General features: G+C 57.3%; 13 protein-coding genes and 1 other RNA gene. 8 read left to right on the top strand and 6 right to left on the bottom strand.

Translation table 11 applies throughout. The annotated features are described in order from the left end of the window. Positions 1-170: 170 nt before the first annotated feature. Positions 171-308: non-coding RNA, RtT sRNA (locus tag QLG03_RS09590), on the top strand. An 87-nt stretch (positions 309-395) separates the two neighbouring features. Here QLG03_RS09590 and QLG03_RS09595 read toward each other — a convergent pair. Beyond that, the gene (locus QLG03_RS09595) at positions 396-1,322 is read right to left on the bottom strand and encodes a LysR family transcriptional regulator (RefSeq protein WP_255988967.1); all 927 of its coding nucleotides are present in this window, start codon (positions 1,320-1,322) and stop codon (positions 396-398) included. Between the two features lie 88 nt (positions 1,323-1,410). Here QLG03_RS09595 and QLG03_RS09600 point away from each other — a divergent pair, with 88 nt between their 5' ends. Then, positions 1,411-2,409, top strand: coding sequence for a bile acid:sodium symporter family protein (locus tag QLG03_RS09600; RefSeq protein WP_023290588.1), 999 nt, complete (start codon positions 1,411-1,413; stop codon positions 2,407-2,409). Here QLG03_RS09600 and QLG03_RS09605 read toward each other — a convergent pair. The 3 genes from QLG03_RS09605 to zipA form a co-directional block, all read right to left on the bottom strand. Further along, a complete protein-coding gene (locus tag QLG03_RS09605; protein WP_004202007.1) occupies positions 2,406-2,624 on the bottom strand; it encodes a DUF3820 family protein in 219 nt (72 codons plus the stop codon). The two genes, QLG03_RS09600 and QLG03_RS09605, sit on opposite strands and share 4 nt — an antisense overlap. Position 2,625: 1 nt before the next feature. Next, complete coding sequence (ligA, locus tag QLG03_RS09610; RefSeq protein ID WP_255988965.1) at positions 2,626-4,641, bottom strand: NAD-dependent DNA ligase LigA; 2,016 nt, start codon at positions 4,639-4,641, stop codon at positions 2,626-2,628. A 69-nt stretch (positions 4,642-4,710) separates the two neighbouring features. Then, complete coding sequence (zipA, locus tag QLG03_RS09615) at positions 4,711-5,769, bottom strand: cell division protein ZipA (RefSeq protein ID WP_072422359.1); 1,059 nt, start codon at positions 5,767-5,769, stop codon at positions 4,711-4,713. Between the two features lie 230 nt (positions 5,770-5,999). Here zipA and cysZ point away from each other — a divergent pair, with 230 nt between their 5' ends. The 5 genes from cysZ to crr all read left to right on the top strand — a co-directional run bounded on the left by cysZ (position 6,000) and on the right by crr (position 10,868). Continuing rightward, on the top strand, positions 6,000-6,761 hold the full coding sequence (cysZ, locus tag QLG03_RS09620) for a sulfate transporter CysZ (protein WP_023290591.1): 762 nt from the start codon (positions 6,000-6,002) through the stop codon (positions 6,759-6,761). A gap of 173 nt (positions 6,762-6,934) precedes the next feature. Continuing rightward, positions 6,935-7,906: a cysteine synthase A gene (cysK, locus tag QLG03_RS09625; protein ID WP_023290592.1), complete on the top strand. Its 972-nt coding sequence runs from the start codon at positions 6,935-6,937 to the stop codon at positions 7,904-7,906. Between the two features lie 380 nt (positions 7,907-8,286). Further along, the gene (gene ptsH / locus QLG03_RS09630; RefSeq protein ID WP_002913505.1) at positions 8,287-8,544 is read left to right on the top strand and encodes a phosphocarrier protein Hpr; all 258 of its coding nucleotides are present in this window, start codon (positions 8,287-8,289) and stop codon (positions 8,542-8,544) included. Between the two features lie 44 nt (positions 8,545-8,588). Then, on the top strand, positions 8,589-10,316 hold the full coding sequence (ptsI, locus tag QLG03_RS09635; protein ID WP_004201998.1) for a phosphoenolpyruvate-protein phosphotransferase PtsI: 1,728 nt from the start codon (positions 8,589-8,591) through the stop codon (positions 10,314-10,316). A gap of 42 nt (positions 10,317-10,358) precedes the next feature. Further along, positions 10,359-10,868, top strand: a complete 510-nt coding sequence (gene crr / locus QLG03_RS09640; RefSeq protein ID WP_000522253.1) for a PTS glucose transporter subunit IIA — start codon at positions 10,359-10,361, stop codon at positions 10,866-10,868. A 40-nt stretch (positions 10,869-10,908) separates the two neighbouring features. Here the strand turns inward: crr and QLG03_RS09645 are convergent, their stop codons facing one another. Continuing rightward, entirely contained in the window at positions 10,909-11,148 is a 240-nt protein-coding gene (locus QLG03_RS09645; RefSeq protein WP_044524307.1) for a hypothetical protein, read from the bottom strand. Further along, the gene (pdxK, locus tag QLG03_RS09650; RefSeq protein ID WP_023290594.1) at positions 11,145-12,011 is read right to left on the bottom strand and encodes a pyridoxine/pyridoxal/pyridoxamine kinase; all 867 of its coding nucleotides are present in this window, start codon (positions 12,009-12,011) and stop codon (positions 11,145-11,147) included. Before pdxK ends, QLG03_RS09645 begins: the two co-directional genes overlap by 4 nt. 82 nt (positions 12,012-12,093) lie before the next feature. Between pdxK and ptsJ the strand changes: the two genes are divergently transcribed. Then, positions 12,094-13,392: a transcriptional regulator PtsJ gene (gene ptsJ / locus QLG03_RS09655; RefSeq protein ID WP_255988964.1), complete on the top strand. Its 1,299-nt coding sequence runs from the start codon at positions 12,094-12,096 to the stop codon at positions 13,390-13,392.

Consider the following 13,392-nt stretch of genomic DNA (forward strand, 5'->3'; position numbering starts at 1 on the left):
GGTCGTTAGCTCAGTTGGTAGAGCAGTTGACTTTTAATCAATTGGTCGCAGGTTCGAATCCTGCACGACCCACCAATGTAAAAAGGCGCCCTAAAGGCGCCTTTTTGCTATGCGCGGAACTCAACGATTCGACAAAATTGTCGGGAACAATTTTGAACAACGCGGCGGCGTTGGCCCGCAGGGCGAGTCTCAGGATGAGACGAGTGTCTCTGCAGCAGGTTCGGGTCGAACGCAGTGAGACAACGGAGCCGCTTGCGGCGACGGCCCGAAGGGCGAGGCGAAGCCGAGTCATCCTGCACGACCCACCAATGTAAAAAGGCGCCCTAAAGGCGCCTTTTTGCTATGCGCGGAACGCACGCTCTGGCCACGAGCCTCCCCGTGGCGATAAACCGCTATCAACGCTGATACAGCGGATCTTCAACCCTGGCGGCGGTGAGATTCTCCCCTTCTTCTCGCACGATTTCCCATAACGCCTGAGCGGCGGTCGACAGCGAGCGATTTTTCCGGCATGCCAGCATCAGCTGCCGCTCCATTATCGGAGTGAGTCGCTTCACCGCCAGATGGCTTCCCTGCGGTAACGGCAGCGCCAGCGCCGGCAGTACGCTGATGCCAATTCCCGACTCCACCATCGGAAACAGCGTTGCCGGATGGCCAATCTCCTGCACAATGTTTGCCCGGACAGCCAGCCTGCTGAGAGCCGCATCAATCAGCGGACGGCTGCCGGAGGCATAGTCCTGCAGGATCAGTCTCTCATTCTGTAGCGCCTGCCATGGCACTTCAGTCAGGCTGGCAAAAGGATGATCCTCCCGGCAGAGCAGCAAAAAAGGTTCCGCAAGGACCACTTCACATTGCAGGTCCGCCGCCGGGCTAGGGTCAATCACAATGCCGAAATCCACTTCCCCCTGGCGAATACTCTCCAGCACCCACTGCTGGGGCCGGTCGTGCAGCACGAAATCGATATCAGGATAGCGACGATTGCTGTGGGCAATACACTGGGGAATAAGGTGGGCGGAAATCGTCTGACTGGCGGCAACCTTGACGGTGCCGCTCAGCTGCTGGCCTACCCGACCGGCATCGCGCAGCGTCACCGCCAGCTCATCGAGCAAACGCTCCAGCCTGCCTGCCAGCTGCTGACCCGCCTCGGTGAGGACCACCTCCCGGGTGGTACGGTCGAGGAGACGGACCCCGGTCTGATGCTCCAGCTCCTTGACGCTGTGGCTGACGGCCGACTGGCTTAAGCCAATCATCTCCCCCGCCCGGCTAAAGCTCCTGGCGCGGGCGACGGTAACAAATACTTTTAACTGACGCAGAGAGTAATTCATCTTTTTTATTCATGAATAGATGCAATAAATCAATTTTATTTCTCAAATCAAAAAAAGCACAATAACGCATCTCTTTTCAGGAGCGTTTATGAAACTTTTCCGCATTCTCGATCCGTTTACGGCAACCCTGGTCACCGTTGTCCTGTTGGCCTCATTCTTCCCGGCCCGTGGCGCTTTCGTCCCCTTCTTTGAACATCTGACCACCGCCGCCATCGCCCTGCTGTTCTTTATGCACGGCGCCAAACTCTCCCGTGAGGCAATTATCGCCGGCGGCAGCCACTGGCGTTTGCATCTGTGGGTGATGTGCAGCACCTTTATTCTCTTCCCGGTGCTGGGGGTCCTGTTTGCCTGGTGGGCGCCGGTGAAGGTCGATCCGATGCTCTACAGCGGCTTTATTTATTTGTGCATTCTGCCGGCCACCGTGCAATCCGCCATCGCCTTCACCTCGCTGGCCGGAGGCAACGTCGCGGCGGCGGTCTGCTCAGCCTCGGCCTCCAGCCTGTTGGGCATCTTTGTTTCACCGCTGCTGGTGGGTGCCCTGATGAACCTTCATGGCGCAGGCGGTAGCCTCGAGCAGGTCGGAAAGATCATGCTGCAGCTGCTGTTGCCTTTCGTGCTCGGCCATTTATCGCGGCCGTGGATCGGCAACTGGGTGGCGAAGCATAAGAAGTGGATTGGTAAGACCGACCAGACCTCGATTCTGCTGGTGGTTTACTCCGCCTTTAGCGAGGCGGTGGTGAACGGCATCTGGCATAAAGTGGGTCTGGGATCGCTGCTGTTTATCGTGGTGGTCAGCCTGGTGCTGCTGGCCATCGTCATCGCAGTCAATGTATTCGTCGCCCGCCGCTGCGGCTTTAACAAAGCCGATGAAATTACCATCGTCTTCTGCGGTTCGAAAAAGAGCCTGGCCAACGGCATCCCAATGGCCAATATTCTCTTTCCGACCTCCATCCTCGGCATCATGGTGCTGCCGCTGATGATCTTCCATCAAATCCAGCTGATGGTCTGCGCGGTGCTGGCGCGGCGCTATAAACAGCAAACCGATGCGCGTCTCGCTCAGGAAAAGGCCAACGCCGCCAAAGCTTAACGCGCTTTCTTCAGGGGCTGGACCAGATCGCTCAGCCCCTCGCTTTTAATCAGCAGGGTCAGCGCCATCAGCTCGCCGAGATGGCCGGCAGGGAATTGATCCTTGCGCGCGAACCACAATAAATACTCCTCCGGGACATCGATTAAACGACGCCCCTTGTATTTACCGAACGGCATCTCAGTATTGGCGATCTCCACCAGCTGCGCTTTATCCACGTTATTCTCCCAACAGACGCATCATTTCGGCTTCGTCAATCACCTCGATGCCGAGCTCCTGCGCTTTCGCCAGCTTAGAACCCGCCGCTTCGCCAGCAATCACCAGATCGGTCTTCTTCGATACGCTGCCCGCCACCTTCGCCCCCAGCGCCACCAGACGCGCTTTGGCGTCATCCCGCGACAGCTGACTGAGGCTGCCGGTCAGGACGACGGTTTTGCCTGCAAACGGGCTGTCAATCTCTTCCGCCTTCACCACCACCGGCGCCGGCCAGTGAACCCCTTCCGTCAGCAGCTGCGCGATGACATCGCGGTTGCTCTCTTCGGCAAAGAAGTTGAAGGTATGGGTGGCGACCACAATGCCGACATCAGGGACCTTCTGCAGCTCCTCAATGGAAGCCTGCTCCAGGGCCTCGAGGGTGCCGAAATGCGCCGCCAGGCCCGCCGCCGTCGCTTCTCCTACCTCGCGAATGCCTAAGGCGTAGAGGAAACGCGCAAAGGTTGTCTCTTTGGCTTTCTCGAGAGCGTTGACCACGTTTTGCGCGGACTTCGGCCCCATCCGATCCAGCCCGGTCAGTTTCCCTGCGGTCAGCTGGAACAGATCCGCCGGGGTATGGACGTACTCTTTCTCCACCAGCTGGTCGATGATCTTGTCGCCCATGCCGTCAACGTCCAGCGCGCGACGGGAGACAAAGTGCTTGAGCGACTCTTTACGCTGCGCGCCGCAGATAAGGCCGCCGGTACAGCGGGCTACCGCCTCGCCTTCCACTCGCTCAACGTCGGACTGACAGACCGGGCAGTGGGTCGGGAATTCAACATCCCGGGCATCTGCCGGGCGTTCGGAAAGCACCACGTTGACCACCTGAGGGATCACGTCGCCTGCCCGGCGAATCACCACCTTGTCGCCGATTTTCAAGCCTAAGCGTTCGATCTCATCGGCATTATGCAACGTGGCATTACTCACCAGCACGCCGGCGACATGGACCGGCTCCAGGCGCGCCACCGGCGTAATCGCCCCGGTGCGGCCCACCTGGAACTCCACGTCCCGGACGAAAGTCATCTGCTCCTGGGCGGGGAACTTAAAGGCCACGGCCCAGCGCGGCGCGCGGGCCACGAAACCTAACTGCTCCTGCAGCGCCAGCGAATCGACTTTGATCACCACGCCATCAATGTCAAAGCCCAGATGGGGACGATCTTCCTCGACTTTACGATAGTAAGTGAGCACTTCCTCGGGGGTATGACATAGGGTGACGCGATCGCTCACCGATAATCCCCATGCTTTAAACTGCTGTAAACGGGCCGAGTGGCTGGCCGGCAGCTCACCGCCCTCCAGCACCCCAACGCCGTAGCAGAAGAAAGTAAGCGGTCGCTTCGCGGTGATGCGCGGATCCAGCTGGCGCAACGAGCCCGCCGCCGCATTGCGCGGGTTAGCAAACACTTTTCCGCCGGTGCGTCGAGCTTCTTCATTGATTTTTTCGAACCCGGCCTGCGGGAGGAACACTTCCCCGCGCACTTCCAGGCGTGCGGGAATATTATCGCCATGCAGCCTGAGCGGGATGGTGCGAATGGTTCGCACGTTAGAGGTAATATCCTCGCCGGTGGTGCCGTCGCCGCGGGTCGCCGCCTGCACCAGCACGCCGTTTTCGTAGAGAATGCTCACCGCGAGGCCGTCGAGCTTCAGCTCGCAGCAGTAGATGAGAGGGTCAGTGCTTTTCAGGCGATCCTGCACCCGCTTGTTGAAGGCCAGAAAGCTCTCTTCGTCAAACACGTTGTCCAGCGACAGCATCGGCACTTCATGGCGGATCTGGCTGAAGGCGGTCAGCGGCGCCGCCCCCACGCGCTGAGTCGGTGAATCCGGGGTAATCAGCTCCGGATGCTGTCTCTCCAGCTCGCGCAGCTCGCGCATCAGCCGGTCATACTCCGCATCGGGCACTTCCGGTGCGTCCATAACGTGGTACAGGTATTCATGATGGCGAAGCGTGGTTCGCAGTTCAGTCAGTTGTTGTTCGATCGGTTCCATATCACACCATCAATGATAAAAAACCCCCGACAGGCGGGGGTTGAGAAGGAGTTGAGATAACGCGCGACGTCAGGCGTTCGCGTCTTTCACTTCGCGAATACGATCCTGGTATTCACGCAGTTTTTGCGGCGTCATCATGCGACGCTGATCGTCAAGCACCACGCCGCCCACTTCATCGGCGATATACTGCGCAGACTGCAGCATCAGCTTGAAGTTCTGCAGTTCATCACCGTAGGAAGGGACTTGCATAAAGATAGTCACCCCAGGGGTCATCATATCCGCCATGCTGTCCGGATTGAAGGTCCCCGGCTTCACCATGTTGGCCAGGCTGAACAGTACCGGGCCGCTGCCGTCCGGGCTCAGATGGCGGTGGAAAATATTCATTTCACCAAACTTGAACCCGGCCTGCTGGATGCTATTGATAAGCACCTCGCCGTTAAGCTGCGCGCCATGGTGCGCGGCAACGTTCATCACGATGACCGTCTCTTTACGCTCTTTCGGCTGGGGCGCTGCAGGCTGCTGCTGCTCTGTCGGCTGCGGTTCAGCAACCGCGGGCTGCGGCGCGGCAACAGGCTGGGACGCAGGCTGCTGCGGAGCGGCCGGCTGCGGCTGGGCGACGGTCGGGGTCACCGGCTGCGGCGCGACAGGCTGTTGCACAGCAGGTTGCGGCTGGTGTTGCGGCTGCGCGGGCGGCTGCGCGGGTTGCGGCTGTTGCCAGCCAGGCTGCGGAGCCGCATGCGGCGCAGACGGTTGTCCCTGCGGTTGTGCCGGGGCCTGGCGCGGCGGCGCCTGACGAACCGGTTCCTCAGGACGCACAGGCTGCTGCATCTGGCGCTCGTAAGGCGGCTGGTACTGGTGCTGCGGCGCCTGACGAGGGGCTTCATGCTCCCCATGCGCGCCGTGCGGAGCGTGAGTCACCGGATGAACGCGGACTTCACCTACGCCTTCAACATTATCATCAAAGTCGTCGTTTTCCGACTCATCGTCGCGCGACTTCATACGTTTCAGTGGGCGATCGCGAAACATCGAAGAACGTTCTTTACGGCTGGTCCAGAAACCATGTACCAGTAAAGCGATTATGGCGATCGCGCCAACAATGATTAATATCAGACGCAAATCCTGCATCATTATATTCTCTGTTGTTCTAACACCTTGCCACCACGGCAAACATTTACTCACTAAGAGTATTTGCCGATTACCTCAAGTGCAAGTGCGTCGGTCGCTTTCACCACATAAAGATGAACTAAATCGTGCTTTTTGCTGTTTTTTCGAACATTTCCTAACTGGTTATTGTCTGACGACCCGATAAAATAAGCGAGCATTCACACTGGATGTTCAAAAAGGAGCAATGCCTGGCTATGGTTTCATCATCCGCACCGACCCCGCGTAGCGGCGTATACTACTTTTCGCAGGGCTGGAAACTCATCAGGCTGCCGGGCATACGTCGTTATGTCTTCCTGCCTTTACTGGTTAACGTGCTGCTGATGGGCGGTGCTTTCTGGTGGCTGTTTACCCGTCTCGACAGCTGGATCCCTTCGCTGATGAGCCATGTGCCTGACTGGCTGCAATGGCTAAATTACCTGCTGTGGCCGGTGGTGGTGCTGTCGATCCTGCTGGTGTTTGGCTATTTCTTTTCTACTATTGCCAACTGGATTGCCGCCCCGTTCAGCGGCCTGCTGGCGGAACAGCTGGAAGCGCGTCTGACTGGCGCCACCCCGCCGGACGTCGGCGTCTTTGGCATCATGAAGGATATTCCGCGCATCATGAAGCGTGAGTGGCAGAAGCTGGCCTGGTACCTGCCCCGCGCCATCGTGCTGTTGCTGCTCTACTTTATACCCGGCGTTGGCCAGACGGTGGCCCCGGTACTCTGGTTCCTGTTCAGCGCATGGATGCTGGCGATTCAATACTGCGATTACCCCTTCGATAACCACAAGGTCCCCTTCAGGACCATGCGCGAAGCGCTGCGCAGCCGCAAGGTGATGAATATGCAGTTTGGCGCGCTCACCAGCCTGTTCACCATGATCCCGGTGTTAAACCTGGTGATCCTCCCGGTGGCTATCTGCGGCGCCACCGCCATGTGGGTCGATTGCTATCGCGACAGACACGCCAGCTGGAAGTAACAGCAGCACCTCCCCTGGAGCGGCGAGAGCCGCTCCTTATATCTCACTTATTCCTTCTTGATCATCATTATTTCCCTTCCGCATATAGATATGCTAAATCCTTACTTCCGCATATTCTTTAAGCGGGTATGCTGATGCCGTACCCCCAAATTTCATACAGTTAAGGACGGGCCATGAGTAAGATTTTTGAAGACAACTCCCTGACTATCGGTCATACGCCGCTGGTACGACTGAACCGCATTGGTAACGGCCGTATCCTGGCAAAGGTAGAATCTCGTAACCCGAGCTTTAGCGTAAAATGCCGTATCGGCGCCAATATGATCTGGGATGCTGAAAAGCGCGGCGTGCTGAAACCTGGCGTGGAACTGGTCGAACCGACCAGCGGCAACACCGGTATCGCCCTCGCCTACGTGGCGGCGGCTCGCGGCTACAAGCTAACGCTAACCATGCCGGAAACCATGAGCATCGAGCGTCGTAAGCTTCTGAAAGCGCTGGGCGCCAACCTGGTGCTGACCGAAGGCGCCAAAGGCATGAAAGGCGCCATTCAGAAAGCGGAAGAGATTGTCGCCAGCAACCCGGAAAAATTCCTGTTGCTGCAGCAGTTCAGCAACCCGGCTAACCCGGAAATCCACGAAAAGACCACCGGTCCGGAAATCTGGGAAGACACCGACGGTCAGGTGGATGTCTTCATCTCCGGCGTAGGTACCGGCGGTACGCTGACCGGCGTCAGCCGCTACATTAAAAACACCAAGGGCAAAAAAGATCTGTTCACTGTCGCGGTTGAACCGACCGATTCGCCGGTTATCTCCCAGGCGCTGGCGGGTGAAGAGCTCAAGCCGGGCCCGCACAAAATTCAGGGCATCGGCGCCGGCTTCATTCCTGGTAACCTGGATCTGAAGCTGGTGGACAAAGTGATCGGCATTACCAATGATGAAGCGATCTCCACGGCACGCCGCCTGATGGAAGAAGAAGGCATCCTCGCGGGTATCTCTTCCGGGGCCGCCGTTGCCGCGGCGCTGAAGCTGCAGGAAGATGAAGCCTTTACCAATAAGAATATTGTGGTTATCCTGCCTTCCTCGGGTGAGCGTTATTTAAGCACCGCGCTGTTTGCCGATCTCTTCACCGAGAAAGAACTGCAACAGTAGTGCCAGCTTGTAAATAATGTGTAAAAAAGCACCTTTTCAGGTGCTTTTTTGTGGCATACGTCAAAGTTTTACCCCTCCTGGCATTGATTCACCTCGTAGGGTCTGGTATTTAACCAGCACATTTATTTTGATGCGCGAAATTATTCAGAAGAGGATTTCCGCCAGCTGAATCGATTTTATGATTTGGTTCAAGTCTTCCTTTCGCGGCATAATGTTTAATGACGTGCTAGACGTCAATGGCCCGCAGGTCTTCGCAGCGCCAGGCGCTGCCGACGCCAAGGCCGGAAACGTAACGCCGGCGCTAACAATACAGGCTAAAGTCGAGTCGTTAGACTAGACTTTAGGTCCACAACACTAAACCTATAAGTTGGGGAAATATAATGTTCCAGCAAGAAGTTACCATTACCGCTCCGAACGGTCTGCACACCCGCCCTGCTGCTCAGTTTGTTAAAGAAGCTAAAGGCTTCACTTCTGAGATCACTGTAACCTCCAACGGCAAAAGCGCCAGCGCCAAAAGCCTGTTCAAACTGCAGACTCTGGGCCTGACCCAGGGCACCGTAGTAACCCTCTCCGCGGAAGGCGAAGATGAACAGAAAGCGGTTGAGCATCTGGTTAAACTGATGGCTGAACTCGAGTAAGTTCACGGGTTCTTTTTCATATCAGTCACAAGTAAGGTAGGGTTATGATTTCAGGCATTTTAGCATCCCCGGGTATCGCCTTCGGCAAAGCACTGCTGCTGAAGGAAGATGAAATTGTCATCGACCGGAAGAAAATTTCTGCCGATAAGGTTGATCAGGAAGTCGAACGTTTCCTGAGCGGCCGCGCCAAGGCCTCCGCCCAGCTGGAGGTCATCAAAACCAAAGCTGGTGAAACTTTCGGTGAAGAAAAAGAAGCCATCTTCGAAGGGCATATTATGCTGCTGGAAGATGAGGAGCTTGAGCAGGAAATCATAGCCCTGATTAAAGATAAGCATATGACTGCCGACGCGGCAGCCAATGAGGTTATCGACGGTCAGGCCACTGCCCTGGAAGAGCTGGACGATGAATACCTGAAAGAACGTGCGGCTGACGTACGTGATATCGGTAAGCGCCTGCTGCGCAACATCCTTGGTCTGGCCATCATCGATCTGAGCGCGATTCAGGATGAAGTCATTCTCGTCGCCGCCGATCTGACCCCGTCAGAAACCGCACAGCTGAACCTGAAAAAAGTGCTGGGTTTCATCACCGACGCGGGCGGCCGTACCTCCCACACCTCCATCATGGCGCGTTCCCTCGAACTGCCGGCCATCGTGGGCACCGGCAGCATCACGGCGCAGGTGAAAAACGGCGACTATCTGATTCTCGACGCGGTGAACAACCAGGTTCTGATCAACCCGTCTAACGAGCAAATTGAAGCGCTGCGTAATCTGCAGGCTCAGGTTGCGGAAGAAAAAGCCGAACTGGCGAAACTGAAAGATCTGCCGGCGATTACTCTCGACGGCCATCAGGTTGAAGTGTGCGCCAACATCGGTACCGTTCGCGACGTCGAAGGTGCTGAGCGCAACGGCGCCGAAGGCGTAGGCCTGTATCGTACTGAATTCCTGTTCATGGATCGCGACGCGCTGCCAACCGAAGAAGAGCAGTTTGCGGCTTATAAAGCGGTGGCTGAAGCCTGTGGCTCTCAGGCCGTTATCGTGCGTACCATGGACATCGGCGGCGACAAAGAGCTGCCGTACATGAACTTCCCGAAAGAAGAGAACCCGTTCCTCGGCTGGCGTGCTGTGCGTATCGCGATGGATCGTAAAGAGATCCTCCGCGATCAGGTTCGCGCCATCCTGCGTGCCTCCGCTTTCGGTAAGCTGCGCATTATGTTCCCGATGATCATCTCTGTTGAAGAAGTGCGTGCGCTGAAGAAAGAGATCGAAATCTACAAACAGGAACTGCGTGACGAAGGTAAAGCATTTGACGAATCCATTGAGATCGGCGTGATGGTGGAAACACCGGCTGCGGCGACCATTGCTCGTCATCTGGCCAAAGAAGTTGATTTCTTTAGTATCGGCACCAATGATTTAACGCAATATACTCTGGCAGTTGACCGTGGTAATGATATGATTTCACATCTTTACCAGCCGATGTCACCGTCTGTACTGAATCTGATTAAGCAAGTTATTGATGCTTCTCACGCTGAAGGTAAATGGACTGGCATGTGCGGTGAGCTTGCGGGCGATGAACGTGCTACACTTCTGTTGCTGGGTATGGGGCTGGACGAATTCTCTATGAGCGCCATTTCCATCCCGCGCATCAAGAAGATTATTCGTAACACGAACTTCGAAGATGCGAAAGTATTAGCAGAGCAGGCTCTTGCTCAACCGACAACGGACGAGTTAATGACGCTGGTTAACAAGTTCATTGAAGAAAAAACAATCTGCTAATCCACGAGATGCGCGGCCCAAATTACTGCTTAGGAGAAGATCATGGGTTTGTTTGATAAATTGAAATCTCTGGTTTCTGATGACAAGAAAGACACCGGAACTATTGAGATTGTTGCTCCCCTCTCCGGTGAGATCGTTAACATTGAAGACGTGCCGGATGTGGTTTTTGCGGAAAAAATTGTGGGCGATGGGATTGCCATCAAACCGACCGGCAACAAAATGGTCGCGCCGGTAGACGGTACCATTGGTAAAATTTTCGAAACCAACCATGCGTTCTCTATTGAATCTGATAGCGGCATCGAGCTGTTCGTTCACTTCGGTATTGATACCGTTGAACTGAAAGGCGAAGGCTTCAAGCGTATCGCTGAAGAAGGCCAGCGCGTGAAAGTCGGCGACCCGGTTATCGAATTCGATCTGCCGCTGCTGGAAGAGAAAGCCAAGTCGACCCTGACTCCGGTGGTTATCTCCAACATGGACGAGATCAAAGAGCTGATCAAACTGTCCGGTAGCGTGACCGTGGGTGAAACCCCGGTAATCCGCATCAAGAAGTAATATCTGCTGCATAAAAATGGCGCCTTTCGGCGCCATTTTTTTATATCGCGTGGGTCACCGGCTGATAGCATTTTTCGCGGGATAAGATACGCAATCCTTCCGGAGTGCTCTCCAGAATTCGCCGCTCGCTGTCAGAGACCAGCAGTTCACACTGATATCCACCGGCCAGGCCGAACAGCGACCGCGCCACGCAGGCATCCTCCAGCGCCGCCTCCCCTGAAGTATCAAAATGACCAACAATGCGTCCCTGCTGACGGATCACTAACCGATAGCTTTTCATCTCTGTTTCTCCAGCGGCGGCAGGATCAGTTCGTCACATCCCTGCGCGGCTGTCCAGTTCATCACCTCCAGCACGCGCTGGGCGGCTGCCTCCGTCGCAGCCCCCAGCGCCAGGCCGGAAAGCAACCCGCTCACCAGCTCGGCGCAGAACAGATCGCCGGTACCCTTTAAATCCGTCTCCACCCGCGGGTGAACCACCACCTCCACCGCATCGGCCGTCACCACCAGCACATTGATCGTCGAATCAGCCTCTCCCGGCGCGCTGGTGATCACCACCCATTTGAGGCTGTCCGACAGCAGGCTACGCGCCGCGGCGACCGCCTCCGGCTGATTGCGACAGCGCTGGCCGCTCAGCGTCTCCAGCTCAAACAGATTAGGGGTGATCCCTTGCGCCAGCGGCAGCAGGTGCTGACGATAGGCGTCCGGGATCTCGGCCTTGACGTAGATGCCGCTGTCGACATCGCCAATCACCGGATCCACCAGAATACAGAGATCGGGATGGCGGTCGCGGACCCGCGTCAGCCACTGCGCCAGACGTTCAATTTGCACGGCGTTGCCCATATAACCGGTGGTCACCGCACGCAGTTCGCGCAACGCGTCACGCTCCTCCAGCGCCTGCAGGTACCCGACAAACCACTCCTCCGGGATAATGCCGCCATAGAACGTCTCATAATGGGGCGTATTGCTGAACAGCACCGTCGGCACCGCCAGCACGCGCAGACCGTGCTGTTTAATCGCCGGTACCGCGATGCTGTTCCCGACGCTGCCGTAGACTACCTGCGACTGCACGGCGACGATATCGACTTCCGACGCCCGGCTTTTGTCGTGAAAGAGCACTGATTGTATGTCATCTTGCTGGCCCATCTTTTCTCCCCCCGCTGGACAGCGGGTCACGCACTGATTATGATTCGTCCTATGCTAAATTTCATTTTGTCATAGGTCAATAATGTTTGCCGGAAAAACCGCCAGCGATATCTTCGATCATATCCGCCATCTGGTGCAGAGCGGTGGCTTGCAGCCCGGAGAGGTTCTGCCGCCGGTCCGCGAGCTCGCCAGCCAGCTTTCGGTGAATCGCAATACCGTCGCCGCCGCCTATAAACGGCTGGTCACCTCCGGGCTGGCCGTCAGCCAGGGACGGAACGGCACAGCTATCAAAGCACGGGATCCGCTGCCGGCGCTGGAAGGCGGTGACCCCACGACGCCGCTGAACGATCTTTCCAGCGGCAATCCGGACCCCGCCAGGCTGCCTGATTTACCACGCTATCTGGGCCAAATTGCCCGCACGCCCCGCCTGTATGGCGATGCCCCCATCGAGCCGCGGCTAGGAGAATGGGCTGAGGCATGGTTTGCCAGGGAGATAACCGTTCCCTTTGCCCTGAATCTCGCCAGCGGGGCGATTGACGCGCTGGAGCGTCTGCTGTGCGCCTTGCTGCTCCCCGGCGACGGCGTGGTGGTTGAAGATCCCTGTTTTCTCAGCAGCATCAATATGGTGCGTTACGCTGGCTTTACCCCCTGCCCGGTGGCGGTGGATGCCGAGGGGATGGATCCAGACGGGCTGGAGGAGGCGTTACGCAACGGCGCGCGGGCGGTGATCTTGACCCCGCGCGCGCACAATCCTACCGGCTGTAGCCTGACGGAAACCCGGGCGCATGCCCTGCGGGAGGTGCTGGCCCGCTATCCGCAGGTACTGGCGATCGTCGATGACCATTTTGCCCTGCTGTCGGCCACGCCCTGGTTTTCTCCTCTGCCAGCGAGCACCCAATGCTGGGCGGTGGTGCGTTCGATGTCAAAAACCCTCGGGCCAGACCTGCGGCTGGCTTTTATCGCCAGCGATGTCGACACCTCCTCCGCGCTGCGCCTGCGGCTTAACGCCGGCAGCCAGTGGGTCAGCCATCTGCTGCAGGATCTGACGCTGGCCTGTCTCACCGATAAGGCGTTTATCGCCTCGATGACGGAGACCCGCCGTCACTATCGGCAACAGAATGAGAAACTGGCGGCAGCGCTGGCCCGGCACGGCGACAGTCATGCTGCGCCTGGCGATGGCCTCAATTTCTGGCTGCCGCTGCCAACGGCGAGCCAACCCTACGCCTTACGCCTGGCCCGCGCCGGCTGGCTGGTCCGCGAGGGGGAGGTGTTTGGCATCCGTACGCCCTCCCACGGGCTACGCCTGTCGCTGGGTCGCCTGAGCGATGCTGAAATTGCCCGCCTGGCGGCCGATATAGCCCAGGTGTTAGACGCCCCCTGA

It is taken from the genome of Klebsiella sp. V115_8 (assembly GCF_029967715.1).
GTDB classification, from domain to species: Bacteria; Pseudomonadota; Gammaproteobacteria; order Enterobacterales; family Enterobacteriaceae; genus Klebsiella; species Klebsiella quasipneumoniae.

Bases quoted from the DNA above. Each gene is read 5' to 3' on its own strand.
- QLG03_RS09595 (WP_255988967.1), bottom strand. From the start codon at position 1,322: ATGAATTACTCTCTGCGTCAGTTAAAAGTATTTGTTACCGTCGCCCGC.
- QLG03_RS09600 (WP_023290588.1), top strand. From the start codon at position 1,411: ATGAAACTTTTCCGCATTCTCGATCCGTTTACGGCAACCCTGGTCACC.
- ligA (WP_255988965.1), bottom strand. From the start codon at position 4,641: ATGGAACCGATCGAACAACAACTGACTGAACTGCGAACCACGCTTCGC.
- zipA (WP_072422359.1), bottom strand. From the start codon at position 5,769: ATGATGCAGGATTTGCGTCTGATATTAATCATTGTTGGCGCGATCGCC.
- cysZ (WP_023290591.1), top strand. From the start codon at position 6,000: ATGGTTTCATCATCCGCACCGACCCCGCGTAGCGGCGTATACTACTTT.
- cysK (WP_023290592.1), top strand. From the start codon at position 6,935: ATGAGTAAGATTTTTGAAGACAACTCCCTGACTATCGGTCATACGCCG.
- ptsH (WP_002913505.1), top strand. From the start codon at position 8,287: ATGTTCCAGCAAGAAGTTACCATTACCGCTCCGAACGGTCTGCACACC.
- ptsI (WP_004201998.1), top strand. From the start codon at position 8,589: ATGATTTCAGGCATTTTAGCATCCCCGGGTATCGCCTTCGGCAAAGCA.
- crr (WP_000522253.1), top strand. From the start codon at position 10,359: ATGGGTTTGTTTGATAAATTGAAATCTCTGGTTTCTGATGACAAGAAA.
- QLG03_RS09645 (WP_044524307.1), bottom strand. From the start codon at position 11,148: ATGAAAAGCTATCGGTTAGTGATCCGTCAGCAGGGACGCATTGTTGGT.
- pdxK (WP_023290594.1), bottom strand. From the start codon at position 12,011: ATGGGCCAGCAAGATGACATACAATCAGTGCTCTTTCACGACAAAAGC.
- ptsJ (WP_255988964.1), top strand. From the start codon at position 12,094: ATGTTTGCCGGAAAAACCGCCAGCGATATCTTCGATCATATCCGCCAT.